The following is a 24,625-nucleotide window of genomic DNA, read 5'->3' on the forward strand; positions in this document are numbered from 1 at the left end:
TCAATCTTCTTCTTGCAAAACGGGTGGAGTCCATAGATACGGTCAGCGCTAGCGGCGAGTTCACACGAAATCCAAAACCCACGGCAGCGTTGGTGGCGAGTTCATACGAAATCCAACCCACGGCAGCGTTGGTGACGAGTTCATACGAAATCCAAACCCACGGCAGCGTTGGCGGCGGGTTCGTGCGAACCCAGACCATGGAATCATCTGTGACAAGTTCGTAGGAACCCACGGCGCCGTTCCCCTCGGCGAGCCCGGCTAACCGTGCGCCGGTTATCCAAAAGATAATACTAAGATGATCACGACGGGATGCCCCTGCGCTCCCGATGGCTGCCTGCCGCCCGGCGATCCGGCGCGGTCGCGGCCCTCGTCCATCATCCAGAAAGGATTCACCATGCCAGCTCCCGAGCGCCATCCGCTCACCCTGCGCATCAACGGCCGCGATCACCAGCTGGAACTGGAAGCCTGGGTCACGCTGCTCGACGTGCTGCGCGAGCGCCTCCAACTCACCGGTACCAAGAAGGGCTGCGACCATGGCCAGTGCGGCGCCTGCACCGTGCTGGTCGACGGCCGCCGCATCAATTCCTGCATGACGCTGGCCGTAATGCAGAACGGCCGCGAGATCACCACCATCGAAGGCCTGGCCGAAGACGGCAAGCTGCATCCGGTGCAGCAGGCCTTCGTCGACAACGACGCTTTCCAGTGCGGCTACTGTACGCCGGGGCAGATCTGTTCGGCGATCGGCCTGATCAAGGAGGGCCAGGCCAAGACCGCCGCCGACGTGCGCGAACTCATGAGCGGCAACGTCTGCCGCTGCGGCGCCTATCCACAGATCCGCATGGCGGTCTGCAAGGCCGCCGGCATCGAAGACCACGACAACGCCGTGCACCCAGTGGTGCCGGGGACGGTGCCGGCATGAACCCGTTCACCTTTACCCAGGCGGACAACGCCAGGAACGCCATCGAGCAGGTGGCCGGTAACGCCAGCTTTGCCGGCGAAGCCGTGCGCTTCATCGCCGGCGGCACCAATCTGCTCGACCTGATGAAAGAGGGCGTCATGCTCTCCGGGCGCCTGGTCGACATCAACCGCCTGCCGCTGGACCAGATCGAGGAAAAGGATGGCGGCCTGCTGCTCGGCGCCACCGCGCGCAATGCCGACACGGCCTACCACCCGCTGGTGCGCGAACGCTACCCGCTGCTCACGGCGGCGATCCTGGCCGGCGCCTCGCCCCAGCTGCGCAACATGGCCAGCAACGGCGGCAACCTGCTGCAGCGTACCCGCTGCTACTACTTCTACGATGTCGGCACGCCCTGCAACAAGCGCGAGCCGAACACCGGCTGCTCGGCGCGCGAAGGCATCAACCGCCAGCACGCCATCCTCGGCACCAGCGAGCACTGCATCGCCACCCACCCGTCCGACATGTGCGTGGCCCTGGCCGCGCTGGAAGCGACGGTGCACGTGGAGTCGGCACGCGGCAAGCGCGACATCCCGTTCGCCGAATTCCATCGCCTGCCGGGCGAAGCGCCGCAGTACGACACCGTGCTCGAAGCGGACGAACTGATCACCGCGATCACGCTGCCCGACGCCAGCCGCTACGCCGCCCACTCGGCCTACCTCAAATTGCGCGAGCGCCTGTCGTATGCGTTCGCGCTGGTGTCGGTGGCCGCGGCGCTCGACATCGGCCCGGATGGCGCCATCCGGAGCGCACGCATTGCTCTCGGCGGCGTCGCGCACAAGCCGTGGCGCCGGCCGGAAGCGGAGCAGCTCCTGGAGGGCAAGCAGCCCGACCCGGCGCTGTTCGGGCAAGTGGCCGACAAGCTGCTCGAAGGGGCGGTGGGCCACGGCCACAACGACTTCAAGATTCGTTTGGCGCGCAACGCCATCGTGCGCGCGCTGAAAACGGCGGTGGAAGGCACCGTCACCAATACCGGAGAGCGCAATGACTGATCTGATCCAGGATTTACGCGCACCCGTCGCCGAACCGGGCACCGGCCAGGTACGCACCGGCACCGCCGTCTCGCGCGTCGACGGCCGCGCCAAGGTGACCGGCGACGCCAGGTACGCCGCCGAATACTTCGCACCCGACATGCTGTACGGCGTGGTCGTGAGCAGCACCGTGGCCAAGGGCCGCATCGTCGCCATCGACGCCACCGAAGCGCTGGCACTGGAGGGCGTGGTCGAAGTGATGAGCCACCAGAACCGCCCGAAAGTACGCTCCTTCGACATCAGCTACAAGGACATGACGGCGCCGGCCGGCTCGCCCTTCCGTCCCTTCTACGACGACGGGGTGATCTACAGTGGCCAGCCGGTAGCGCTGGTGCTGGCCGAGACCTTCGAGGCCGCACGGCGCGGCGCAGCCCTGGTACGCATCCACTACCATGAGGAAGCGCACGACACGCGCCTGACCGCGAACCTGGATAAAGCCTACAAACCGCGTCCGCTGAAGGCCGGCTACGAGCCGCCGCCGCCGGAAAAGGGTGATGCCGAAAAGGCCTGGCAGGCCGCGCCGGTACGCATCGAATCCGAGTTCCACCACGGCGTCGAGCACCACAATCCGCTGGAGCTGTTCGCCTCGACCGTGATCCGCGGCGAAGACGGCCACCTCACCATCTACGACAAGACGCAAAGCTCGCAGAACAGCCGCTGGTACGTGTCACACGTGTTCGGCCTGTCGAAGAACAAGGTCACGGTGCGCAACCCGTACGTGGGCGGCGCTTTCGGTTCCGGCCTGCGCCCGCAATACCAGTTGACGCTGGCGGTGATGGCCTCGCTGAAGATGAAACGCTCGGTACGCGTGATGCTGACGCGCCAGCAGATGTTCAGCTTCGGCCACCGCCCGGAGACCGTGCAGTACGTGAAGCTGGCCGCCGAGCAGGACGGCACGCTGACTTCGATCATGCACGACGCGATTGCCGAGACCTCGCAGATCGAGGACTACGTCGAGGTCGTGGTCAACTGGTCGGGGCTGCTCTACGCCTGCGACAACATCAAACTGGGCTACAAGCTGGTGAGCGTCGACCAGTACACGCCGATCGACATGCGCGCGCCCGGCGCGGCGCACGGCATGCACGCGCTCGAAGTGGCGATGGACGAACTGGCCTACAAACTCAAGATGGACCCGCTGGCGCTGCGTTTGAAGAACTACGCCGAGCGCGCCCCGGTGGAAGACAAGCCGTTCTCGAGCAAGGAACTGCGCGCCTGCTATCAACAAGGCGCCGAGAAATTCGGCTGGGACAAGCGGCCGCTCGAACCGCGCTCGATGCGCGAGGGTTCGGAACTGGTTGGCTGGGGCATGGCGACCGGCGTCTGGGATGCGATGCAGATGTTCGCCCGCGCCAGCGCCGTGATGCATGCCGACGGGCGCCTGGTGGTCTCCAGCGCCGCCACCGACATCGGCACCGGCACCTATACCGTGATGGCGACGATTGCGGCGGAAGCCATGGGCCTGCCGCTGGAGCGCGTGACCTTCCAGCTGGGCGATTCGACCCTGCCGGTGGCGCCGATCGAGGGCGGTTCCTCGCACGTGGCGACCGTCGGTTCGGCGGTGGCGGGCGTCTGCGACAAGCTGCGCAAGACGCTGCTGCGCTATGCGCAATCGGCAGCCGATTCGCCATTCCGCGACAAGCGCTTGAAGGATGTGGAATTCGTCGACGGCGCGCTGCGTTTGAAAAAGGATCCGCGCACCTGGATCTCGCTCGGCGCCATCGTCGCCGCCACCGGACGCGCGCAACTGGAAGAAAAGTACCTGATGCTGCCGAACATGCTCAAGCAGCGCAAGTTCCGCCGCCTGGTGCACTCGGCGGTGTTCGTCGAGGCGCGCGTGGACGAGGAGCTCGGCATCGTGCGCATCACGCGCGTGGTCAGCGCGATTGCGGCGGGGCGCATCATGAACACCAAGACGGCGAGCAGCCAGATCGTCGGCGGCGTGGTCTGGGGCATCAGCCAGGCACTGCACGAGGAAAGCCACACCGACCACCGCTTCGGGCGTTTCATGAACCACAACCTGTCGGAGTACCACGTGGCGGTGAACGCGGATATCCACGATATCGATGTGATCTTCGTGGAAGAAGACGACCGCATCGTCAGCCGGCTGGGGGCCAAGGGCGTGGGCGAGATCGGGCTGGTGAGCGTGTCGGCGGCGGTCAGCAATGCGATTTTCCATGCGACGGGCAAGCGGATTCGCAGTACGCCGATTACGCCGGACAAGGTGTTGATGGGCGGGCCGTGAACTAACGGCGGTGTGCCGAGGGTAATGGGGCTGTTGCCTGACCCGCCCGTGGTTGTTTGAATCCGCGTGGGCACAAGTGCCCACCCTACGGGACACGCTACGTATCCGGGTTTCGTATGAACTCGCTGTTAGCGGTGTCCGTACGGTGGGCACCCCGTGCCCACGCGGATCACGCACACCACGAACACGACACGCAACAGCGCCACGTTCCTTAAAAAACACGAAACGAAAACAACACCATGTCATCCACACCCAATCCCAAAACCGCCATCATCACCGGCGCCTCACGCGGCATCGGCCGCGCCATCGCCCTGCGCCTGGCCCGCGACGGCATCGCCATCGCCGTCAACTACGCCAGCCGCTCGCAAGACGCCGACGCCGTGGTCGCCGAGATCACGGCAACCGGCGGCCGCGCCATCGCCCTCCAGGCCGATGTCTCCCAGGCCGCCGACTGCACCCGCCTGTTCGAGCAGGCCGAAGCCGCACTCGGCCCCATCGACATCGTCATCAACAACGCCGGCGTAATCCAGCCCGGCACCACGATGCTGGCCGATACCGATGACGCGCTCTATGAACGCATCTTCGCCATCAACACGCGCGGCACCTTCCACATGCTGCGCCTGGCCGCCACGCGCCTGCGCCAGGGCGGCCGCATCGTCAACTTCTCGACCAGCGCCATCGGTCTCGCCATGCCGGGCTACGCCGTGTACGCAGGCGCGAAAGCGGCCATCGAAACCTTCACGAATATCTTTGCCAAGGAAATGCGCGGCAGGGCCATCTCGGTGATGTGCGTGGCGCCGGGGCCGACTGCCACCGATCTGTTCCTGGACGGGAAACCGGCCGAACTCGTCGAGCGCCTGGCGAAAGCCGCACCGCTGGAACGCCTCGGCACGCCGGAAGACATCGCGAATACGGTGGCTTTTTTGGTGGGCCCGGAAGGCGAATGGGTGAATGGACAAACCTTGCGTGTAAACGGCGGCATTGTGTAAAACTGTCGAGTTATCCCCACCCGAATTCGCGCGCCGTACTCATTCAGCAATTATCATCCATTCTGATATCTCTATGCGGCATGGTTAACTGTTGGTTTCTGAAAATCCAGAGGCGCAAAAAATGCTGCGGGATTTGCCGGTTTGAGTGATTTGCGGGGGAGTATCAGCCATTTAGCAGATCGTAATGCACGTCCCTGCGGTCCTGCACCTGCGGCCCCTCGACCAGATACGCATCCCAGCCCAGGCGGCCGGGATGACCACGTTCCGAGATCGTCACCGGCCGCACATCGGCCGCACGCAGCACCAGTTCGACTTCGTATTCGAGCGCCAGCCCGGTGAACATGGTCAGCAGACTCTTCAAGGCGCGTGCCGCCAGCCCACCCGGCAGGAAAGCCATGAAGCCGGCATGGTCGAGCGGCCCGACAACCAGGCGCAGGCGCAGGTCGCGTTGCCAGACGCGGCCGCCGGCGATCGCATCCTTGCCGAGCACGCCGATCGCGCCGCCGAGCACGGTTTGCTGGGGTAGCGGCACCTCGTACCAGCGGCCGACGAATTGCTCGGCTTGCACCGGATGCCCGAAGTACTCGCCGAGCACGCGCGCCAGCTGCACGGCCGAGCTCGGCCGATGCCGGATCGACGCCGCAAAGTAGCCGATCGACTCGTCGAGCACGGCGCCGTCCTGCTGGCGCGACAGGCGCTGGCGCAGCGCGTTGTTGCCCAGGCCTGCCAGGCTGAGCAGCAGCGGCAGGAAATGGTCCTGGCCATCGACCTGGTATTTCAGCGCCAGCCGGTACTTGCGCCAGGCTTCGTAGAACAGCGCCAGCGAACGGTTCGAAAAGGTGTCGAGGAAGGCACGCGCACCCTCGTCCTTTTCATTGAACAAGTGCTCGGCAATCCGTTCGGTATAGTGGACCGGCAGCACGCCGGTGCCGCCGAGCAAGCCCATGAAGGTGGGCGTGAGGCGCACGTATTTCAGCGTCGCGTCCTGCAGGGCCGCGCCGAGCGACGCTGCATCGCGTGCGATGTCGCGCGGTTCGGTGGCGATGGCCTCGATCTGGCTGGCCGGAAAGCGCAGCGAGGTCGAGTTCTGGAAGCGCAGGAAATTGGCGACCATGCCTTGCCGCGGCATGCCGTTGCGCTTGAGCCAGAGTTCCAGCACCCGCACCGCCTGGAAATACTCGAAGCGGTAGGGTTCGCGGAACAGTTTCTCGATTACAGCAGGCTCGAATCGCCGCTTCTTGGCAAGCATCTGAGCAGCTCCTGGCGGTTTTTGTTGGAAACCACCACCAGCTGGGTGAAGCTGTTGGCATGCACATACAGAGAGAGGAAGCGTTCGACGATGTGGGTAAAAGCGTGGATGCCGCTGCCGACAAAGGCTTCTTCGTCGATGCTCAGGCGCACCTCCACGCCACGCACCAGGCAAGTAAACGGATTGCCGGACAGCCAGGCCGTGGCCGGCTGCTGCACGATGTCGGCAATGCCGGCGATCTGGCGCTGCGACGACGGCGAACGCGGCAAGTCGTACAGCGCCAGCATTTCGCGGAAGGCGTCGATGCCGCCGTCGGCCAGCGACAAATGGTTCAGCGACAGGTGCGAAATCAGGCGCCAGTGGGCGCCGCGCCCGCGTGAAAAGCGGTAAGAGGGCGTCGGTTTGCGCAGGAAGGCGATACCGCGCGTGTTGGTGCCTCCTTCGAAGAACAAGTCGCCGCCGGGCTGGCCGTAGCGGAGCAGCGAAGGCAGGTCGCGGTTGCTGCAGGTCAGTTCCAGGTTCAGCGTTTCGGTCTCGACCGCGGCCGGGTCGAAGTCGATGTCGACGATCGTGATCTGCGACTCGAAGCCGGGGCTTTTATCGGATAACTCCTCGTCGCGCCGCATGGCCCAGTAATGGCCGTGCTGCTCGGGCGTCTGCGCATGCTTCAGCGAATAAAACGGACGGAACTCGACGATCGCGTCGCCCTGCGGCGTCTCGCGCACCAGGTTCACCGAATCGACTGAATACACCTCGAAGGCAAACGCGCGGCGCGCGTCGCCCAGCAGCGGATAACTGGCCGTGGCGTGGGTCAGGCGGATCGGCTCGCCGCACTGGCGGAACAGGTTGATCACTGGCGTGCAGCCGAGCAGGACATTGTTTGTCGACAGCGTACCGAGCATGCGCGCGGTATTCGAGTCTGGGCGGATGCCCTGCAAACCCAGGTGCAGGGTCAGCGTCCTGCAGCCCTTGGGCAGCAGCGGCGCCAGCGCGGCGAGGTCGATGTCGAAGAAATTGAACTTTTCCGGGAAGCAGAAGTACTCGGTGAGCAGGCGGTACGCCACGTGCGAGCGCGCCGGAAAATCGATCAGGGCGTCTTCTTCGCCGAAGCCGGCGGGCTGGACAGGCATGGCCGGCAAGGATATCCAGCGCCCATTGTTGTCGACTTCGAGCCAGGCGGCAACGCCACGCATGAACAGCGCATCGCGCAGGGCCGCGCAGAACGAGGGCTCGCCGTCGATGAACACGCGCAAGGTGGGCAACACCAGCTGGCCGCTGCGGATCTGCTCGAAGGCGCCGGACAGGCCGAGGTGAACGCAGGCGCTGGCGCCGGCCGGCAGGCGCACCGCTTCCGGCGGGCTGATGATGGCGTCGAAGCGGGCGGTGCTGAACACGAGCGGCGCCACCGTCACCGGATACACCGTGCGGAAGGTGCAGGAGCCGCCGCGGACCTGGCGCGTGGTCAGCTGGGTGCCGCGCGGGACCGTGCCCATGCCCTGGGTCGCACTGGCGTCCATGTGAGCGATCGAGCAGGACGGAAAGGGCCGCAGGTAGTGCGGATACAACACATCGAACAGGGCTTCGGTGAATTCCGGGTAATCGTCGTCGAGACGCTTGGCGATGCGGGCATTGAGCAGGGCGAACGATTCGATCATGCGCTCGGTGTGCGGGTCTTCGCACACTTCGCCGCTGATCAACAGGCGTCCGGCGATCTTCGGGTAGCGCTCGGCAAATTCGCGCAAATTGCGGCGCAGGTAGCCCAGTTCGCTTTCGTAGTACGGCAGTAATTGTTCCAAATCAGGCTCCCGCAGGCGCAGTGCGGCCTGCCTTGCTGATGCTGTAGCTCAGGGTGGATGGTTGCAGCACGGCGTCGAAGTTCACCGATTCCTGCGAGGTACTGATCACGAGCAGGGCGGTGATCGAAAAGTTGAGGCGATTGACCGTGTCTTCGCGCAGTTCCAGCGACGCCTTGACGTTTTTCAGGCGCGGTTCGTGGCGGGCGATGACGTTTTCGATGCAGGCGCAGATGTGGGCGCGGTCGGTCGGGCTCGACAGCGAGAGGTCGGCGAAGTCGATCAGGCCATAGCTGACCACCGACTTGGCGCATGCCGGATACGGTTCCAGCATCGCGTCGGGCAGTACCGAACGCGTGTTCAGCAGGGCTTCGAGATCGCGCGCCACCATGTCTTTCATGTCTTCGAGCAGCGCGCGCGGGGTGTTGCCACGCAGCGGCACACCCAGCAGGCGGTCGAATAGTCCAGGCGTAAAACCTTTCATTGGCGTCCTTCATGCTGGTGGTCAATGCGGAGCAAACCGCATGTTGCCACGCCGTCCAGCGCCAACGTTTGAGCAACTTCACATGCGCAACTTTTGGTCTTGTTATTGTCCTTTGAGGAAAGTTCGGCCCACATCAACAAATACTTGAGGGATGCCAGAATCATGAGCAGCAAAGTAATCTGGGGCGAAGGCCTCCTGTTACGTCCACAACATTTCCAGCGCCAGGACGAATACCACGAACATTGCCTGAACAAGGGCATCAAGGCGGTCCACCCGTATGCCTGGGGCGTGGAGCGCCTGCAGATCGACCTCGAGGCCCTGGCCAGCAATGTGTTGCGCATCGTCGATCTCGCCGTGCGCTTCCAGGACGGCGAACTGGTCGATGCCCCCGGCGCCGACGCGTTGCCGGATACCGTCGACCTGGGCGCCCTGCAGCAGTCGCAGGGGAGCGTGACCTATTACGTGGCGCTGCCCGGCCTGAAGCCCTTCAACGGCAACTTCGCCCAGCCGGGGCAGGCCTCGAACACGGCGCGCTTCGTGCAGGCCAACCAGGACACGCCGGACCTGTACACGGGCGCGGCGCCGGTGCAACTGGCCTACCTGAAAAAATCGGTGCGCCTGATCTCGGATGCCGATCCGCGCGACGCCTATGTCCACTTTCCGCTGCTGCGCCTGCGCCGTGTGAGCACCGGCGGCTTCGAACTCGACCCGTCCTTCGTGCCGCCCAGCCTGACGGTCACCGCCGCGCCGCCGCTGTTCCAGCAATTGCGGCGCCTGCTCGACGCCCTGCAAGCCAAGGTGAGCGCGTTGTATGGCCATCACCGCGAGCCGAGCAAGAACGTGATCGAATTTCGCTCCGGCGACATGAGTTCGTTCTGGCTCCTGCACACGGCCAGCGCCGCCTATGCCGAGCTGACCCACCACTTCCACCACCCGACCCTGCATCCCGAACGCCTGTACGAGCAATTGCTGGGCATAGCCGGGCGCCTGATGACCTTTTCGAAAAGCTGGACCCTGGCCGACCTGCCGCCCTACCAGCACAGCGATCCCGGGCCCGGCTTCACCAAGCTGCACCAGATCATCCGCGAACTGCTCGACACCGTGATCTCGTCGAAATATTTCGCCATCACCCTCACCGAAAGCCGGCCCTGCTACCACATCGGCATGCTCGACTCGGGCAAGATCGACGAGAAAACCACCTTCTACATCGCGGTCGGCGCCGACGTCCCGGCCATTGAGCTGGTCGATGTGGTGCCGCTGCGCTTCAAGGTCGGCGCCCCGGACGACGTCGAGAAATTCGTGCTTTCGGCCCTGCCCGGCGTGCGCCTGCAATACACGCCGCAACTGCCGGCGGCGGTGCCGGTGCGGCCCGACACCTGCTACTTCCTGTTGGAAGCGAAAGGGCAGATGTACGAGCGCATGCTCAAGGCGCAGTCGATCTCGCTCTACGTGCCGGCCGGGATGAAGGAACTCCGGCTGGAACTGCTGGCCGTGGCGTCCTGAGGAGGAAACAACGATGTCCGGACCTCTTATTGTTCTCGGCGACAAAACCTCGCACGGCGGTTCAGTGATCGAAGCGTCGCCCAACAGCGATGCCGGCGGCAAGGGCATCGCCCGCGTCGGCGACAAGGCCACCTGCCCGAAGCACGGGCCGAACCCCATCGTCAGCGGCGACGCCACCCTGATCGTCGACGGCCAGCCCGCCGCGCGCAACGGCGACAAGACCGCCTGCGGCGCCACCCTGATCGCCGGCCAGCAGGCCACGATCGACAACATTTGACGCGACTTCCATGACTACTGCGATTGCCTCGCCGGGCGCCTTGCCCGGCCCGCTGAAGGGCGGCCTGCTGGCCGCCGGCGTGTTTGCCGCCTGCTGGGGCGGCGCCATCTGGTACTGGCGCGGCGCCAGCCGCACGCCCGGCACGCTCGAACTGGCGCTGGTGCTGCTGGGCTTGCCGCTGATGCTGGTCGGGTCGATGTGGTTTGGCGGCAAGCTACTGGCGAAACGGGCGGCCCTGGTTCCCATGGCGCCGGCAGCAGCAGCGGCAGCGGCAGCGGCGCCGGCGCCGGTTGCGGCCTTGCCTTCGCTGGCCATCGTCTCGAGTGCCTTGCGGTCGCCGTATGGCGCATCCGCCGAAGAACTGGCCGGTGCGATTGCCGGCAACAAACTGCGGTCCGACCTCGATGCCGAACTGGTGGATGACGATGGTTTTCCAGTGGCGGCGGCGCGCTGCACGGATGCACAGGACGAATCCTTCCAGGAAGAAGTAGCCGCGTGGCTGGTGCAGAATGGCATGGAGGAGCTGTCCTTCAGCGACCCGCAGTGGCGAGCCTTAACGCTGGGCAGCAGCGTCGTGGCCGAGCTGGCCAGCCGCGCGGGCGATTTGTTGCCGGCCGAAGGCAAGCCGCCGCTCTTGCGCCTGCTGCCCTTGCTGCCAGGAGACTGGACGACGGAACAGCGCAATGCCGCCGGGATATGGTTCAAGCACCTGGCGGCGAGCTTCGGCTGGCCGGCTGCGCAAGTGGCGCTGCCGGACGCTAACGCCGGGGCCGCCACGCCTGCGGCGCTCTGCACGCAACTGGCAAACGAGGCGGCAAAAGATGCCCCCGTCGTGGCCCTGGTCGTGGCCTGCGCGTCGAATATCGGGCAAGACATTGTCGACGAGTGGGCGAGCAAAGGCATCCTGTTCACCTCTGGCCGGCCACAGGGCCTGGTGCCGGGCGAGGGTGCAGCCGCCCTGCTGCTGACCGACCTGCGCCTGGCGCAATCGATCGAAGGAACCTTGTTTGTCCTGCTCGATCCGGCCGAGGAAGCCCGGCGCGAGGCGGCGGCCCCGGCACGGCAGCGGGCGCAGCCGGCCCTGCTGGGCGAACTGGCCGGACGCGCCGGCCGGCATGCACAAGCCGGGCTGGCGGAAGTCGCCATGGTGGTGGCCGACAGCGGCCAGCGCCAGACCCGTACGCTGGAACTGATGGGCATGGTCTCGAACGCCATGCCCGAACTCGACGAGAGCGAAGACGTGTTCTGCGTCGGCAGCGCCAGTGGCGCCTGTGGCGACGTGCCGTTTGTGACGGCGCTGGCGCTGGCGCAGCACGGGGCGCTGGTACGGGGCGCATCGGTACTCTGCCTCGGCAACGAGGACGCAGAGCACTGCAGCGCGCACCTGCTGCGCCCGCCGCCGCCCGAAGTCTCGGCAAACTGAAGCAAGCCGACGGGAAGGCCTCGTCCGAAGCGTCCTACACAGCCTCAAGTCGCGCGCCGATTGGCTCTGCCTGGCATCGGACTACCATCATGGTTCTGTATTCAAGCCGGGAGAACATGATGGCAAGTAACAACGATACCGATCGCGGCAACATGGGCCGCCAGGACGAACAAAACGCAGGCGGGAACGACAGCAGCATGAGCAGCCGCGCCGACACACTGGCGGCGCCCGTGTCGCCGAACGAAGCCAACAACCAGCAACAAGGCGCAGGCAGCGCGCGCCAGGGCGGCTTCCCCAGCGCTTCGCCGGAAAGCAATGTCAACCCAGCGGGTGCACCGCAGAGCAGCCACGGCAGCGCCTCAGGCCCGATTCCCGGGGGCACCGTCGGTGCATCGCGCGGCGATGACAACCGCCAATCCGTTATGGGTGCAGCGGCGGCAGGCGGCAATCCCGGCACCTCGATGGGCAACCCGGACGGCGCTGGCCAGCAAAGCCGGATCACCGGCGTCTCCGAGGGCGACGAAGTCGAGAAGCTGGCGCAGAAGGACGAAGGCGGGGCAGGCGGCGCGGATTCGCGCTAAAGGAAGGATTTGCTCAGCTGATCAATTGACCAGCTGAGCGGAGGGCGCCACGGCCTGCTGCATGGCAGCGGCATGTCGCCCTGCGTTCAAGCCAGTGTGGCAACCAGGCGGGGCACACCCTGTTGCTTGCGCACACCGGTGGCAGGCGTCGTGTAGCCGTGTTCGCCTTTCAGGCGGAAGCGCTGCACGACCTGCTCCAGCGCGTTGGCCTGGTCCTGCAGCGACGCCGCCGTCGCGGCAATTTCCTCGACCAAAGCAGCGTTGTGCTGCGTGATCTGGTCCATCTCGCTGACTGCCTGGTGGGTCTGCTCAATGCCCATCGACTGCTCGCGGCTGGCGGCTGCGATGTCGGCCACGATATCCGACACCTTGGTGATGCCGCCGACGATGCCCTGCACCACGCTGCCGGCTTCGCGCGCCAGGCTGCCGCCCTGGTTCACCTGGGCCACCGAATCGTTGATCAGGGTCTTGATTTCGCGCGAAGCCGTGGCCGAACGCTGGGCCAGGGTGCGCACTTCGCTCGCCACCACAGCAAAACCGCGGCCCTGCTCGCCGGCACGCGCCGCTTCCACCGCGGCGTTCAGCGCCAGGATATTCGTCTGGAAGGCGATGCCGTCGATAACGTCGATGATCTCGACGATGCGCGCCGATGACGCTTCGATGTGGCCCATTACGTCGACCACTTGCCCGACCGCCTGGCCGCCACGCACGGCGGCCTGCGCGGTGCTGCTGGCCATGCTGCTGGCCTGGTTCGAATTGTCGGCGTTGTTCTTCACCGTGACCGTCAATTCTTCCATCGAGGCTGCCGTTTCTTCCAGCGCCGAAGCTTGCTGTTCGGTACGCGACGACAAATCGATGTTGCCGTTGGCGATTTCAGTGGCGCCGCTGGACAGCAACACGGCGCCCTGGCGCACTTGCGCCACGATGGTGTTCAGGCTGCTGTTCATGTCGTTCAGCGCACGCAGGAGCGCGCCGGTTTCGGTACGGTCGTCCGCATGCACGTCGATGTGGGTGGTGAGGTCGCCGGCCGCCACCGTCCGCGCCAGGTCGACCGCCTGCATCAGCGGCGTCGTGATCGAACGGCTGATCTGGAAAGCGAACAGGGCGCCGCCCAGGATCGCAAACACGGTCATGCCCAGCATCAGGTAACGCGCCTGCTCGTAGGCGTGCTGCGCATGCCTGGCATCTTCTTCGCTTTTTTTCCTTTGCAGCGTCATGAAGTCGCGTATGCCGTCCTGCCACTTCGTGGTGGCCGGCCCGGCAATGCCGAGCAGGTAATGGATGGCGTCCTGGGTATTCGTTGCCGACAGCTCGAGGAAACGGTTGTTCATCGGCCGCACCGCATCCTGCAAGGCGCCCAGGTCACGGATGAATTGCTGGCCTTGCGCATCGAGCGGCATTGCCTTCAGTGCGTTGTAGGCACGGTCGTAAGCTACACGTGCGGCTTCGATCTTCGGTGCTTCGCGCTGCGCCTCGGCTTTGTCCTCCAACAATGCCATCGAACGAACCACACGCGACACGATGTGCACCGAGTCCGACATCTGCTCGAGCAGCTCAATTTTTTTCATGTTCACCTCGACGATGTGCTCGGTATCGGCGTTGGTCTGCTTGATCTTGTGCAGGCCGGTCAGGGAAATGATGAGCAGGAATAGCAGGATGATGCCGAAACCAAGGCGCAGGCGCGCCTTGATGGTGAAGCGGAGGAAGTTCATGTTCGGTTTCTTGTAAGGGAGTTCGGGTTGATCGAAGCGATCCGAACAAGGACGAAGGAAAATGGCTTTCCGTGGTACCGGGCTTACTGAACCGGGCGGCTGTCTTGACGAATCCAAAAACGACGAGACCGTAGCTTACAAGAAACCAACAATGATTGATGAATTCGTTACTTTAATTTCCCTTAAGAAATCAAAAAACAACGAAATATTGACAAATATGACGATGTTACATGCGGCATTTTCAGATGATGAAAGAAAATGCCGCCTCCAGTGTCTTACTCCACCGTTACGGATTTGGCCAAATTGCGCGGCTTGTCCACGTCGGTGCCACGCGCCAGCGCCGTGTGATACGCCAGCAGCTGCAGCGCCGCCACGTGCAGGATCGGCGACAGTTCGCCGTAGTGCTCTGGCAAACGAATCACGTGCAAACCATCGCCAGAGGTGATGCGCGAATCGACGTCGGCAAACACGTACAGCTGGCCGCCACGGGCGCGCACTTCCTGCATGTTCGACTTCAGTTTTTCCAGCAGTGCATCGTTCGGGGCGATGGTCACGACCGGCATTTCTTCGGTCACCAGCGCCAGCGGGCCATGTTTCAGTTCGCCCGCCGGGTAGGCTTCGGCGTGGATGTACGAAATTTCCTTGAGCTTCAGCGCGCCTTCGAGGGCGATCGGGTAGTGCAGGCCACGGCCCAGGAACAGGGCGTTTTCCTTGCGCGCAAACTCTTCAGCCCAGGCGATGATCTGCGGTTCCAGCGCCAGCACCGAGGACAGGGCCACCGGCAGGTGGCGCATCTGCTTCAGGTGCTCGGCTTCCTGCTCGTCGGTCAGGCGGCCGTTCACTTGCGCCAGGGTCAGGGTCAGCAGGAACAGGGCGGCCAACTGGGTCGTGAATGCCTTGGTCGAGGCCACGCCCACTTCCACGCCGGCGCGGGTAATGTAGGCCAGTTCGCATTCGCGCACCATGGCGCTGGTCGAAACGTTGCAGATGGTCAGCGTGTGCGGCATGCCCAGGCTGCGCGCATGCTTCAGGGCGGCCAGGGTGTCGGCGGTTTCGCCGGACTGCGAGATGGTGACGACCAGGGTGTTCGGGTGCGGCACGCTGTCGCGGTAGCGGTATTCACTGGCGATCTCGACATTGACCGGCACCTTGGCGATGCACTCGATCCAGTATTTTGCAGTAAGACCCGCGTAGTAGCTGGTGCCGCAGGCCAGGATCAGCACGCGGTCGATTTCCTTGAAGACCTTATAGGCCTTATCGCCGAACAGTTCCGGCATGATGCCGGTCACGCCCTCGAGGGTGTCGCCGATCACGCGCGGCTGCTCGAAGATTTCCTTCTGCATGTAGTGGCGGTAAGGACCAAGCTCGGCCGCGCCGGTGTGGGCGTGCACGGTTTTCACTTCACGCTCGACCGGGCGGCCTTCGGCGTCGACGATCCAGTAGCGCGACAGTTGCAGGTCGACCACGTCGCCTTCTTCCAGGTAGATGATCTGGTTGGTGGTGCCGGCCAGCGCCATCGCATCCGACGCAACGAAGTTTTCGCCTTCGCCCACGCCCAGGATCAGCGGCGAGCCCTGGCGCGCGGCGACCACGCGGTGCGGTTCTTCGCGCGAGAACACGGCGATCGCGTAGGCGCCGTGCAGGCGTTTCACGGCTTGCTGGACCGTGTCGAACAAATCGCCGTTGTACATGTGGTCGACCAGGTGGGCGATGACTTCGGTGTCGGTCTGGCTCTGGAACACGTAGCCGAGGTCGGTCAGTTCGCGGCGCAGCTCGTCATGGTTCTCGATGATACCGTTGTGCACCAGCGCGATGCGCGCATTGTCTTCGTTCGGCGAAAAATGCGGGTGGGCATTGTGCGAGGCCGGGGCGCCGTGGGTGGCCCAGCGGGTGTGGGCGATGCCGGTGAAGCCTTGCAGGCCGGTGCCAGCGATTTGCGTTTCGAGGTCGGCCACGCGCGAAGTGCTGCGCGAGCGTTGCAGGCGACCATCCACGTGCAAGGCCACGCCGCAGGAATCGTAGCCGCGGTATTCGAGACGCTTCAGGCCTTCGATCAGGATAGGGGTGATGTTACGTTGCGCTACCGCGCCGACAATGCCGCACATGGAGGGACCTCGTGTAAATAATTAGCAATAAAGCATATGCTATGGCAATGCGCATGAAATAAGCTTTCAGAATTCAATCGAACACGTAATAAAATTTCACATGCAAGTGAAGATGAAATATTATTTCATTTGAATCGATATTCTTACGTTAAATTTCATGACTGAACTGACACGCTTTGACGAACTTGATCGTCGCATCCTGAACGCCCTCCAGACTGATGCATCGCAGACGAACGCCGAACTGGCTGAGCTGGTGCATGTCTCGCCTCCTACTTGTCTGCGCCGCGTCAAGCAGCTGACCGATGCAGGTGTTATCGAGCGGCAAGTTGCGATTGTCGATCCGAGCAAAGTGGGGGCGCGCCTGACCGCTATCGTCGAGATCACACTCGATGTGCAGGCCGCCGAACGCATGGAAGCGTTCGAGAAGCTGGCCGCGGCAGAGGAGGCGGTGTTGCAGTGCTACCGCGTGGCGCCCGGCCCCGACTTCGTGCTGGTGGTGCAGGTGGTCGACATGCCGGCCTACCACGCACTGGCGCACCGCCTGTTCGCCACGCACGCCAACGTGCGCAACGTCAAAGCCTATTTCTCGACCTTCCGCAGCAAGTTCGACACCCGCATCGCCGTCTGAGACGGGCTATCAACCTGTGGATAAACCGGTGGATGACCATGTGGAATCGGTATGGGTATCCCGTGCATAAGCCGGTGGATACCCATGTGGATTCGCTGTCGATTTCCGGTGGATGAGCGGTGGATTACTTCTTCGCTTTCACAGGACGAGTCCAGCCATCGAGCGTCATTTGCTTGGGACGCGAGATGGTCAGCTTGCCGGCTGGTGCATCCTTGGTCAGCGTGGTGCCGGCGCCGAGCGTCGCGCCTTTGCCGACGGTGACCGGCGCCACCAGCTGGCTGTCGCTGCCGATGAAGGCGTCGTCCTCGATCACAGTGCGGAACTTGTTCGCGCCATCGTAGTTGCAGGTAATCGTGCCGGCGCCGATGTTCACGCGCGAGCCGACGGTGGCATCGCCCACGTAGGCCAGGTGATTCGCCTTGCTGTGCGCGGCGACCTGGCTGTTCTTGATCTCGACGAAATTACCCACATGGACGTCTTCGCCGAGTTCGGTGCCCGGGCGCAGGCGCGCATACGGTCCGATCTGCGATTTCGGCCCAACCAACGCATCCTCGATGTGGCAGAAGGGCTTGATGTTGGCGCCTGCCGCCACTTTCGCATTCACCAGCACGCAATGCGGGCCGACCGTCACGCCATCGGCCAGTTCCACGCGGCCTTCGAACACGCAGCCGACGTCGATGACGACATCGCGTCCACAGATCAGTTCCCCACGCACATCGATGCGGGCCGGGTCCATCAAGGTCACGCCGCGTTCCAGCAGGGCATGCGCGATGTTCAGCTGGTGGCGGCGCTCGAGTTCGGCCAGTTGCACCTTGCTGTTTACACCTGCCACTTCCCACTCGGCCGACGGCGAGGCCGATACCACCTCGACGCCTTCGCTCACGGCCTGGGCCACGATGTCGGTCAGGTAGTACTCGCCCTGCGCATTGTTGTTCGACAGCGCGGACAGCCAGCGCTTCAGGTGGCGCGTCGGGATGCACATGATGCCGCTGTTGATTTCACGGATCGCGCGCTCGGTATCGCTGGCATCCTTTTCTTCCACGATGCGCACGATGCGGCCGTTTTCGCGCACGATGCGGCCCAGGCCGAAGGGATTTGCCTGCTCGACGGTGAGGATGCCGAGCTTGTCGTTGCCGGCGGCCTCCACCAGGCTGCGCAGCGAGGCTTCTGTCGTCAGCGGCACGTCGCCGTACAGCACCAGGGTCGGCGCATCTTCATCGAGTTGCGGCACGGCCTGCATCACGGCATGGCCGGTGCCCAGTTGCGGCTGCTGCAGGGCGGTGTCGATGGCCGCGCCACTGTCCAGCGCCAGCGTGCCCACCATCTCCGGCACCGCTGCGCCGCCGTGCCCGTAGATCACGCATAATTTGCTCGGCGACAGGCGTCGCGCCGTATCGATGACATGCTGCAACAGCGGCTTACCAGCCAGCGGATGCAGAACCTTAGGCAGAGCGGACTGCATCCGCTTTCCCATGCCGGCGGCAAGGATGACAACGTTCATAAGCCGATTTCAAAAAGAGTTAATAAGATGAAAAAGTTTAGCACGCATGACACCCTGTTCCAGCGCACGCGCGCACTGTTCCTGATCGGGCTGATTGCTTTACTGGCCGCCTGCAGCACCATCCGCTTCAGCTACAACCACGGCGACACCTTACTGTACTGGTGGCTGGACGCCTATGTCGATTTCGAGGGCGACCAGTCCGACGGCGTCAAACAAGATATCAAGGAATTGTTTCAATGGCATCGTAAAACCCAGTTGCAAGATTATGCGGCACTGCTCGCCAAATACCAGCGCCAGCTGGCGGCCAATCCAGCCCAGGCCGATCTGCTGAATGCGTACAAGGAAATCCGCAGCCGTACCGAAACCCTGGCCTACCACGCGGTGCCGGATATGGTGGACCTGGCGCGCTCACTGACGCCCGAGCAGATCAAGCAGATGGAAGAGCGTTTCGAGAAAAAGAACCGCGAATACCGCAGCAAGTTCGTCAGCGGCAGCGTCGAAAAACGCAACGAAGCGCGCTACGACAAATCGATGGAACAGTTAAAACTCTGGTTCGGCAGTTTCAGCCGCGAGCAGGAAGCGACCTTGCGCCGCGCGTCGGACGCGCGTCCCCTCGACAACAACGTCTGGCTGGAAGAACGTGTCCTGCGCCAGCGCAAGATCCTGGCCCTGGTCCGCAAGATTCAGGCGGAAAAGCCGAGCAAGGAACAGACCACGACGATGATCAATGGCCTGATCCGCGAATTCTTCACCCGCATGGATGCGCCGGAACGCAAGGCGTTCTATGACAGTTATACGAATGCGACCGTGAACTACATCCTGACCGCGATCCGCATCGCCACGCCGGAACAGAAAGCGCATGCGCAAAAACGCATGCAGGGCTGGATCGATGATTTCAACGCTTTGGCCAAGGAAGCGAAATAAGGGCGCAAACCCGCATGGTATAGTGCGCGCCATGCAAAGAAAGCCAGCAAAACCCCAGGGCCAGCACGGGCGTCCGCGCCTGGCCCCACAACAAGTGCGCATCATCGGCGGCGAGTGGAAACGGCGCCTGCTGCCGGTGCTCGACGCCCTCGGCCTGCGCCCCACGCCCGACCGCGTGCGCGAAACCGTCTTCAACTGGATCAACCACCAGGTCGGCAGCGACTGGAACAGCGTCGACTCCCTCGACTTGTTCGCCGGCAGCGGCGCGCTCGGTTTCGAGGCTGCCAGCCGCGGCGCCCGCTCCGTCGTCATGCTCGACTTCCACGGCCCTGCCGCGCGCCAGCTCGAACTGAACAAGGAAACCCTGAAGGCGCAGAACGTCTCCGTGCTGCGCGGCGACGCCTTCGTGGTGGCGCGCGACATGGCCGCGCGTGGCCAGCGCTTCGACGTGATCTTCCTCGATCCGCCATACCAGCAGGATTTCATTGCCAAGGCGCTGCCGCTGTGCGCCGATCTCCTGAACGAGGGCGGCATGGTGTATGTGGAAGCGGAATTTGCACTGCCGGATGGTAAAGACATGCCTGAGTGGCTGCTGCCATGGGAGCAGGTGCGTGCCGACAAAGCGGGCATGGTCTACTATCACCTGCTGAAATTGCACGAAAACAAGGCTTAAAGCGTCTAACAATGCTCAATTAACGGGCAAATGCGGCCCCGATCTGGGGCAACTGCCGGAATATCAGGCATAATGCGCCTTTAAACACAGGTGTTTCTCCCAGGGAGCCACAATGGTTGTAGCCGTTTATCCAGGTACCTTCGATCCGCTCACCCGCGGCCATGAAGATTTGGTCCGCCGCGCGTCGGGTCTGTTCGACACGCTCGTGGTCGGTGTTGCCGACAGCAAGAACAAGAAGCCTTTCTTCTCGCTCGAGGAACGCCTGGAAATCGCCAACGAGGTGCTCGGCCATTATCCGAACGTGCAGGTCGAGAGTTTCTCCGGCCTGCTCAAGGATTTCGTGCGCAAGCACGATGCGCGCGTGATCGTGCGCGGCCTGCGCGCCGTGTCCGACTTCGAATACGAGTTCCAGATGGCGGGCATGAACCGCTATTTGCTGCCTGACGTCGAGACCCTGTTCCTGACCCCGTCCGACCAGTACCAGTTCATCTCCGGCACCATCGTGCGGGAGATTGCCATGCTGGGCGGCGATGTGTCGAAATTCGTCTTCCCGTCGGTGGACCGTTGGCTGCAAAAGAAAATCGCAGCAATGAACCTGCCGAAAGCCTGAATCCGCGGGCATTTAACGAGGCAATAAGCGAGCAGTATCATGGCCTTACTGATTACCGACGACTGCATCAATTGCGACGTGTGCGAGCCCGAGTGCCCGAACGACGCGATTTCGGTGGGCGAAGAGTTCTACCAGATCGATCCGAATAAATGCACCGAGTGCGTCGGCCACTTCGACGAACCGCAGTGCGCCTCGCTGTGCCCGGTCGCCTGCATTCCCCTCGATCCGGCCTGGCGCGAAACGCGCGAGGAACTGATGATCAAGTATGAACGTCTGACCAGCACCAAGAACGCCGCCTGACCACCACGCCGGCCCCGCGCCGGCGTTTTCATGTGCGCTTTGCGCACGATATGACGCTGACGCGGCGCGCCGGAATGGCCGTGCTATGCTCGTTCCATGGCTCCCCAGGACGACAACCAGGCGTGCGATCCGCTACCGCACAGTGTCAGCGAAAACATCGGCACGATCGCCGAATACTGCGAGCGCAACGAAGAGCAAGTCACCACCGCGCAAAAGCTGGTCGAGAAAGTCAGCCTGTTCCTGGGCAGCCCCAGTTATTTTGCCGTCAACATCACCTTTATCGTCTGCTGGCTGCTCTGGAACAGCCTGGCGCCGATCTTCGACCTCGAACAGATCGACGAGCCGCCTTTCTACTGGCTGCAGGGTTTCGTCTCCCTGAACGCCTTTATCATTTCCACCACCGTGCTGATCCGCCAGAACCGCATGTCCAAGCTGGCCGAGCGCAATGCCCATCTCGATCTGCAAATCAGCCTGCTGTCCGATGAAAAGACCAGCAAGATCATCGCCATGCTGGAAGATATCCGGCGCGAGAGTCCGAACCTGATGAGCAAGCCCGACCGCGAAGCCGAGGAACTGGCCAAGCCGGCCGATGCGCCCAGCGTCCTCAGCGCCATCGAACGCGAGACAAAATAAGGCGGAATTAAATAAAACGAAAGGCATCCAGCCGCGCTGGAATGTGCTCCCGCAGCATCGAAATAATCTTCCCCTGTTGTTTTTCGACAAGAATTCAATGCTATATTGCTATCCAGGTTTTAGCACGGTCATTCTTTTTTAATGGCGAGTGGCCGGATGTATATCGATAAACTAGGAGACAGCATGAAAGCGTTGCATACCCTCGCTGCTGGCGCCGCCCTGGCGCTCGCGTTTTCCCTGCCGGCCATGGCTGCCATCGACGTCAACGGCGTCAAGTTCGAAGACACGGTCAAGGTCGGCGGCAAGGACTTGAAACTGAACGGCGCCGGCATGCGCACCAAGATCGTGATCAAGGTGTATGCGGCCGGTCTGTATCTTCCCGAGAAAAGCAAGAACGTGGCCGAGATCCTGGGCATGGAAGGTCCACGCCGCGTCACCCTGGTGATGGCGCGCGACCTCTCGTCCGAAGACCTGGCCAAGGCCTTCATGGACGGTATCAACGATAATCTGGACAAGGCGGAGAAGGCGAAATTCGTCACCCAGATCAACAAGTTCGGCGAAATGTTTGCCAGCGTCGACCAGATCAAGAAGGGCGACGTGCTGCACATGGACTGGGTGCCGGGCACCGGCACCGTGTGCGAATTGAACGGCAAGCGCATCGGCGGCACCGCGATCGACGTCGGTTTCTATAACGCCGTGCTGCGCATCTGGCTGGGCGACAAGCCGGCCGACAGCTCGCTCAAGCCAGCCTTGTTGGGCGACGCAAAGTAATACCAGAACCGCTATAAAAAAAACGCGGCGTCCGGGTCAACCGGCCGCCGCGTTCTTTATTGCGGATGCGATGAAGCTTCAGGCTCGCGCAGCGGTGCGGACCGGTTTCGCCAGGCGCGGACGCACGGTCAGGACCAGTGCACGCACGATGCCGCTCAACAGCGGGCGGAAGAACATGACGAAACTCGCCGCCAGCGCCAGCATCAGGACCAGGCGCAGGATATCCGCGAGCGGCAGGGCCGGGAAAGAAAACTGGGTAAAGGTAGCAACGAAGGACATGATCTTGGCTCGGTTGATGTTGTTTTTTTCAACTATAGTGCAGTGCAGCATATAAATCTAATTCCGTTCGATGATGGCGCTTATATGGATCGTGAATGGAAATGCGTTACACTCACAAGCAGACTTAAAAACCGGCTACATCGCCTAACGAGACAACATCATGAGCTTTCTGACCCTGGACCTGAACTTGCTGCGCGTATTCGACGCAGTGATGACCGAGCAAAACCTGACGCGCGCAGCGGGCCATCTGGCCATGACCCAGCCTGCGGTATCGAACGCCATCAAGCGCCTGCGCGAGAGCCTGGGCGACGAATTGCTGATCCGCACCGCCTACGGCGTGAAGCCCACGCCGCGCGCCGAAGCGTTATGGCCCTCGGTGCGCCAGGCACTGGCGGCGCTGGAAGCGGCGGTGATGCCGGAAACCTTCGACGTCTCGAAAGCCCAGGCAACTTTCCGCATGGCGATGGCCGATGCCACCGCCGCCTATTGGCTGCCTTCGCTGATGCGCTCGATCGAGGCGGAAGCGCCGGGCGTGAACATCCGCATGGTGCCGCTGACCACGCGCGAACCGCGTCCGATGTTGCTGCGTGGCGACATCGACCTGGCGGTGGGTTTCTTCCCGGGCGTGGCGGCGCAGCTGTCGTATGAAACCGGTTCGCCGATCCGGCATGAGCGTTTGTATTCCGGGCAGTATGTGTGCGTGATGCGTAAAAAACATCCGCTGGCCGACGGCAAGCTCGACCTCGATGCCTACTGCAAGGCGAACCACCTGCTGGTAAGTTTCTCGGGCCGCGCCCACGGCCTGGTCGATGAGGCGCTGGCGCAGATCGGCCGCGAACGCCGGATTTTGCTGACCGTGAACCAGTTCTTTACCGCAGGGCGGGTGGTGGCGAATTCGGACTTGATTACCGTGCTGCCGAAACACCTGATGGTGTCGACCGGCATGACCGAATCCTTGATCTGGCGTGAGCTGCCGTTCGCGCTGCCCGCCGTGCACCTGGACATGCTCTGGCACGAACGCGACGGCCGCAGCCCGGCGCATCGCTGGCTGCGGAATAACCTGGAAACGACGGCGGCGGCGGCAACCAAGCCGTTGATGGAACGGCAAGCGGCTTAAGGTTTTGTGGGTTTTGTAGGGTGGGCCGGGCCGCGCTAGGCACTCGTGCCCACGCGGTGCACGGGATGCAATCACGGAACGTGTGACAACACCTTGCGGCCGTGATGATGTGCCGGCCGCACAAAAAAGCAGATCACGAACTTGAAAGCGCCACGTGTCCGCGTCAGGACAGGCCGCGTTACCTCATACGTTTCAATGAAACGAGGTCAACACGACGCATCGTTCCGCGTGGGCACGGAGTGCCCACGCTACGGGAAACAACGCCGTTGAATTACCTGATCGGCAACTTCGTCGTATTCTTCACCTCTTCCATCACCGCATAGGTGTGCGTTTCGCGCACACCCTTCTGCAGCAGCGTCTTGCCCAGGAATTCGCGGTAGGCCGCCATGTCCTTCACGCGCGCTTTCACCAAGTAGTCGAAGCCGCCCGCTACCATGTGGCATTCCAGCACTTCCGGAATCAATTGCACGCTCTGCTTGAAGGCGTCGAACACCTCCGGCGTGGTGCGATCCAGCACGACTTCGATGAAGACCAGCAGCGACACATCCAGCAGTTGCGGATTCAGCTGGGCCGTGTAGCCCGTGATGTAGCCCGACTCGTGCAGCTTGCGCACACGTTCGAGGCAGGCGGCCGGCGACAGGTTGACGCGCGCGGCCAGCTCGACGTTGCTGATGCGTCCATCGTTCTGCAGCTCGCCCAGTATTTTTTTCGAAATCTTGTCCAGCATGGCGTCTCCGCTCCTACCGTAAATATTATTTGGCCGAATTCTCGCACCAAAAACTATCTATTGCTAGTGCCCATTAAAAACAGAATTAATCCAGAAGATTTCCTTCTACAATCAAACG

Annotated in this window: 25 protein-coding genes; 16 read left to right on the forward strand and 9 right to left on the reverse strand. The window is 62.9% G+C overall.

Features of this window, described 5'->3' with window-relative positions; genetic code table 11:
• Positions 1-232: hypothetical protein (locus tag QWL29_RS20905; RefSeq protein ID WP_305824808.1), on the reverse strand; the 232-nt coding region annotated here is incomplete at its 3' end.
• A gap of 162 nt (positions 233-394) precedes the next feature.
• On the opposite strand from QWL29_RS20905, the gene QWL29_RS20910 reads away from it, so the two are divergent.
• The 4 genes from QWL29_RS20910 (at position 395) to QWL29_RS20925 (ending at position 5,217) form a co-directional block, all read left to right on the forward strand.
• Positions 395-919, forward strand: coding sequence for a (2Fe-2S)-binding protein (locus tag QWL29_RS20910; RefSeq protein ID WP_305824809.1), 525 nt, complete (start codon positions 395-397; stop codon positions 917-919).
• Positions 916-1,947 carry an FAD binding domain-containing protein gene (locus tag QWL29_RS20915; RefSeq protein WP_305824810.1) on the forward strand — a complete coding sequence of 344 codons (1,032 nt, stop codon included), beginning with the start codon at positions 916-918 and terminating at the stop codon, positions 1,945-1,947. Before QWL29_RS20910 ends, QWL29_RS20915 begins: the two co-directional genes overlap by 4 nt.
• Entirely contained in the window at positions 1,940-4,228 is a 2,289-nt protein-coding gene (locus tag QWL29_RS20920; RefSeq protein ID WP_305824811.1) for a xanthine dehydrogenase family protein molybdopterin-binding subunit, read from the forward strand. The genes QWL29_RS20915 and QWL29_RS20920 overlap by 8 nt, the downstream gene beginning before the upstream one ends.
• Before the next feature lie 239 nt (positions 4,229-4,467).
• Positions 4,468-5,217 (forward strand): SDR family oxidoreductase, encoded by a 750-nt coding sequence (locus QWL29_RS20925; RefSeq protein ID WP_305824812.1) that lies wholly within the window; start codon positions 4,468-4,470, stop codon positions 5,215-5,217.
• Between the two features lie 163 nt (positions 5,218-5,380).
• Here QWL29_RS20925 and tssG read toward each other — a convergent pair whose 3' ends face one another.
• From tssG to tssE, 3 genes are read right to left on the reverse strand one after another with little or no spacing between them, the layout of a single operon-like run.
• A complete protein-coding gene (gene tssG / locus QWL29_RS20930; RefSeq protein ID WP_305824813.1) occupies positions 5,381-6,466 on the reverse strand; it encodes a type VI secretion system baseplate subunit TssG in 1,086 nt (361 codons plus the stop codon).
• Positions 6,430-8,262 carry a type VI secretion system baseplate subunit TssF gene (gene tssF / locus QWL29_RS20935; protein ID WP_305824814.1) on the reverse strand — a complete coding sequence of 611 codons (1,833 nt, stop codon included), beginning with the start codon at positions 8,260-8,262 and terminating at the stop codon, positions 6,430-6,432. Before tssF ends, tssG begins: the two co-directional genes overlap by 37 nt.
• 1 nt (position 8,263) lies before the next feature.
• On the reverse strand, positions 8,264-8,743 hold the full coding sequence (tssE, locus tag QWL29_RS20940) for a type VI secretion system baseplate subunit TssE (protein WP_305824815.1): 480 nt from the start codon (positions 8,741-8,743) through the stop codon (positions 8,264-8,266).
• A gap of 162 nt (positions 8,744-8,905) precedes the next feature.
• Between tssE and tssK the strand changes: the two genes are divergently transcribed.
• From tssK to QWL29_RS20960, 4 genes are all read left to right on the forward strand, one after another.
• Positions 8,906-10,246 (forward strand): type VI secretion system baseplate subunit TssK, encoded by a 1,341-nt coding sequence (tssK, locus tag QWL29_RS20945; protein WP_305824816.1) that lies wholly within the window; start codon positions 8,906-8,908, stop codon positions 10,244-10,246.
• 13 nt (positions 10,247-10,259) lie between these two features.
• On the forward strand, positions 10,260-10,523 hold the full coding sequence (locus tag QWL29_RS20950; protein ID WP_305824817.1) for a PAAR domain-containing protein: 264 nt from the start codon (positions 10,260-10,262) through the stop codon (positions 10,521-10,523).
• Between the two features lie 10 nt (positions 10,524-10,533).
• Positions 10,534-11,946 (forward strand): hypothetical protein, encoded by a 1,413-nt coding sequence (locus QWL29_RS20955; protein ID WP_305824818.1) that lies wholly within the window; start codon positions 10,534-10,536, stop codon positions 11,944-11,946.
• Positions 11,947-12,062: 116 nt separating this feature from the next.
• Complete coding sequence (locus tag QWL29_RS20960; RefSeq protein WP_305824819.1) at positions 12,063-12,527, forward strand: hypothetical protein; 465 nt, start codon at positions 12,063-12,065, stop codon at positions 12,525-12,527.
• An 86-nt stretch (positions 12,528-12,613) separates the two neighbouring features.
• Here QWL29_RS20960 and QWL29_RS20965 read toward each other — a convergent pair whose 3' ends face one another.
• Positions 12,614-14,239, reverse strand: coding sequence for a methyl-accepting chemotaxis protein (locus QWL29_RS20965; protein WP_305824820.1), 1,626 nt, complete (start codon positions 14,237-14,239; stop codon positions 12,614-12,616).
• Positions 14,240-14,514: 275 nt separating this feature from the next.
• Entirely contained in the window at positions 14,515-16,344 is a 1,830-nt protein-coding gene (gene glmS / locus QWL29_RS20970) for a glutamine--fructose-6-phosphate transaminase (isomerizing) (RefSeq protein WP_305824821.1), read from the reverse strand.
• Between the two features lie 157 nt (positions 16,345-16,501).
• Between glmS and QWL29_RS20975 the strand changes: the two genes are divergently transcribed.
• Positions 16,502-16,972, forward strand: a complete 471-nt coding sequence (locus QWL29_RS20975; protein ID WP_305824822.1) for an Lrp/AsnC family transcriptional regulator — start codon at positions 16,502-16,504, stop codon at positions 16,970-16,972.
• A 124-nt stretch (positions 16,973-17,096) separates the two neighbouring features.
• On the opposite strand, the gene glmU is transcribed toward QWL29_RS20975, so the two are convergent.
• Positions 17,097-18,473, reverse strand: a complete 1,377-nt coding sequence (gene glmU / locus QWL29_RS20980) for a bifunctional UDP-N-acetylglucosamine diphosphorylase/glucosamine-1-phosphate N-acetyltransferase GlmU (protein ID WP_305824823.1) — start codon at positions 18,471-18,473, stop codon at positions 17,097-17,099.
• On the opposite strand from glmU, the gene QWL29_RS20985 reads away from it, so the two are divergent.
• The 6 genes from QWL29_RS20985 (at position 18,375) to QWL29_RS21010 (ending at position 22,384) form a co-directional block, all read left to right on the forward strand.
• Positions 18,375-19,397 carry a DUF6279 family lipoprotein gene (locus QWL29_RS20985; RefSeq protein ID WP_308635906.1) on the forward strand — a complete coding sequence of 341 codons (1,023 nt, stop codon included), beginning with the start codon at positions 18,375-18,377 and terminating at the stop codon, positions 19,395-19,397. The genes glmU and QWL29_RS20985 overlap by 99 nt on opposite strands.
• A gap of 31 nt (positions 19,398-19,428) precedes the next feature.
• Positions 19,429-20,070 carry a 16S rRNA (guanine(966)-N(2))-methyltransferase RsmD gene (gene rsmD, locus QWL29_RS20990; RefSeq protein ID WP_305824825.1) on the forward strand — a complete coding sequence of 214 codons (642 nt, stop codon included), beginning with the start codon at positions 19,429-19,431 and terminating at the stop codon, positions 20,068-20,070.
• Positions 20,071-20,182: 112 nt separating this feature from the next.
• Entirely contained in the window at positions 20,183-20,680 is a 498-nt protein-coding gene (coaD, locus tag QWL29_RS20995; RefSeq protein WP_305824826.1) for a pantetheine-phosphate adenylyltransferase, read from the forward strand.
• A 39-nt stretch (positions 20,681-20,719) separates the two neighbouring features.
• Positions 20,720-20,980 carry a YfhL family 4Fe-4S dicluster ferredoxin gene (locus QWL29_RS21000; protein ID WP_305824827.1) on the forward strand — a complete coding sequence of 87 codons (261 nt, stop codon included), beginning with the start codon at positions 20,720-20,722 and terminating at the stop codon, positions 20,978-20,980.
• A 96-nt stretch (positions 20,981-21,076) separates the two neighbouring features.
• Positions 21,077-21,613: a DUF1003 domain-containing protein gene (locus QWL29_RS21005; protein ID WP_305824828.1), complete on the forward strand. Its 537-nt coding sequence runs from the start codon at positions 21,077-21,079 to the stop codon at positions 21,611-21,613.
• A 183-nt stretch (positions 21,614-21,796) separates the two neighbouring features.
• A complete protein-coding gene (locus QWL29_RS21010) occupies positions 21,797-22,384 on the forward strand; it encodes a chalcone isomerase family protein (protein ID WP_305824829.1) in 588 nt (195 codons plus the stop codon).
• A 78-nt stretch (positions 22,385-22,462) separates the two neighbouring features.
• Here QWL29_RS21010 and QWL29_RS21015 read toward each other — a convergent pair whose 3' ends face one another.
• On the reverse strand, positions 22,463-22,663 hold the full coding sequence (locus QWL29_RS21015; protein WP_305824830.1) for a hypothetical protein: 201 nt from the start codon (positions 22,661-22,663) through the stop codon (positions 22,463-22,465).
• Between the two features lie 160 nt (positions 22,664-22,823).
• On the opposite strand from QWL29_RS21015, the gene QWL29_RS21020 reads away from it, so the two are divergent.
• Positions 22,824-23,780, forward strand: coding sequence for a LysR family transcriptional regulator (locus tag QWL29_RS21020; protein WP_305824831.1), 957 nt, complete (start codon positions 22,824-22,826; stop codon positions 23,778-23,780).
• Between the two features lie 271 nt (positions 23,781-24,051).
• On the opposite strand, the gene QWL29_RS21025 is transcribed toward QWL29_RS21020, so the two are convergent.
• Positions 24,052-24,507, reverse strand: a complete 456-nt coding sequence (locus QWL29_RS21025; RefSeq protein ID WP_305824832.1) for an Lrp/AsnC ligand binding domain-containing protein — start codon at positions 24,505-24,507, stop codon at positions 24,052-24,054.
• Positions 24,508-24,625: the final 118 nt, after the last annotated feature.

This window comes from Massilia brevitalea, assembly GCF_030711405.1.
In the GTDB taxonomy this organism is placed as follows: Bacteria; Pseudomonadota; Gammaproteobacteria; order Burkholderiales; family Burkholderiaceae_D; genus Telluria; species Telluria brevitalea.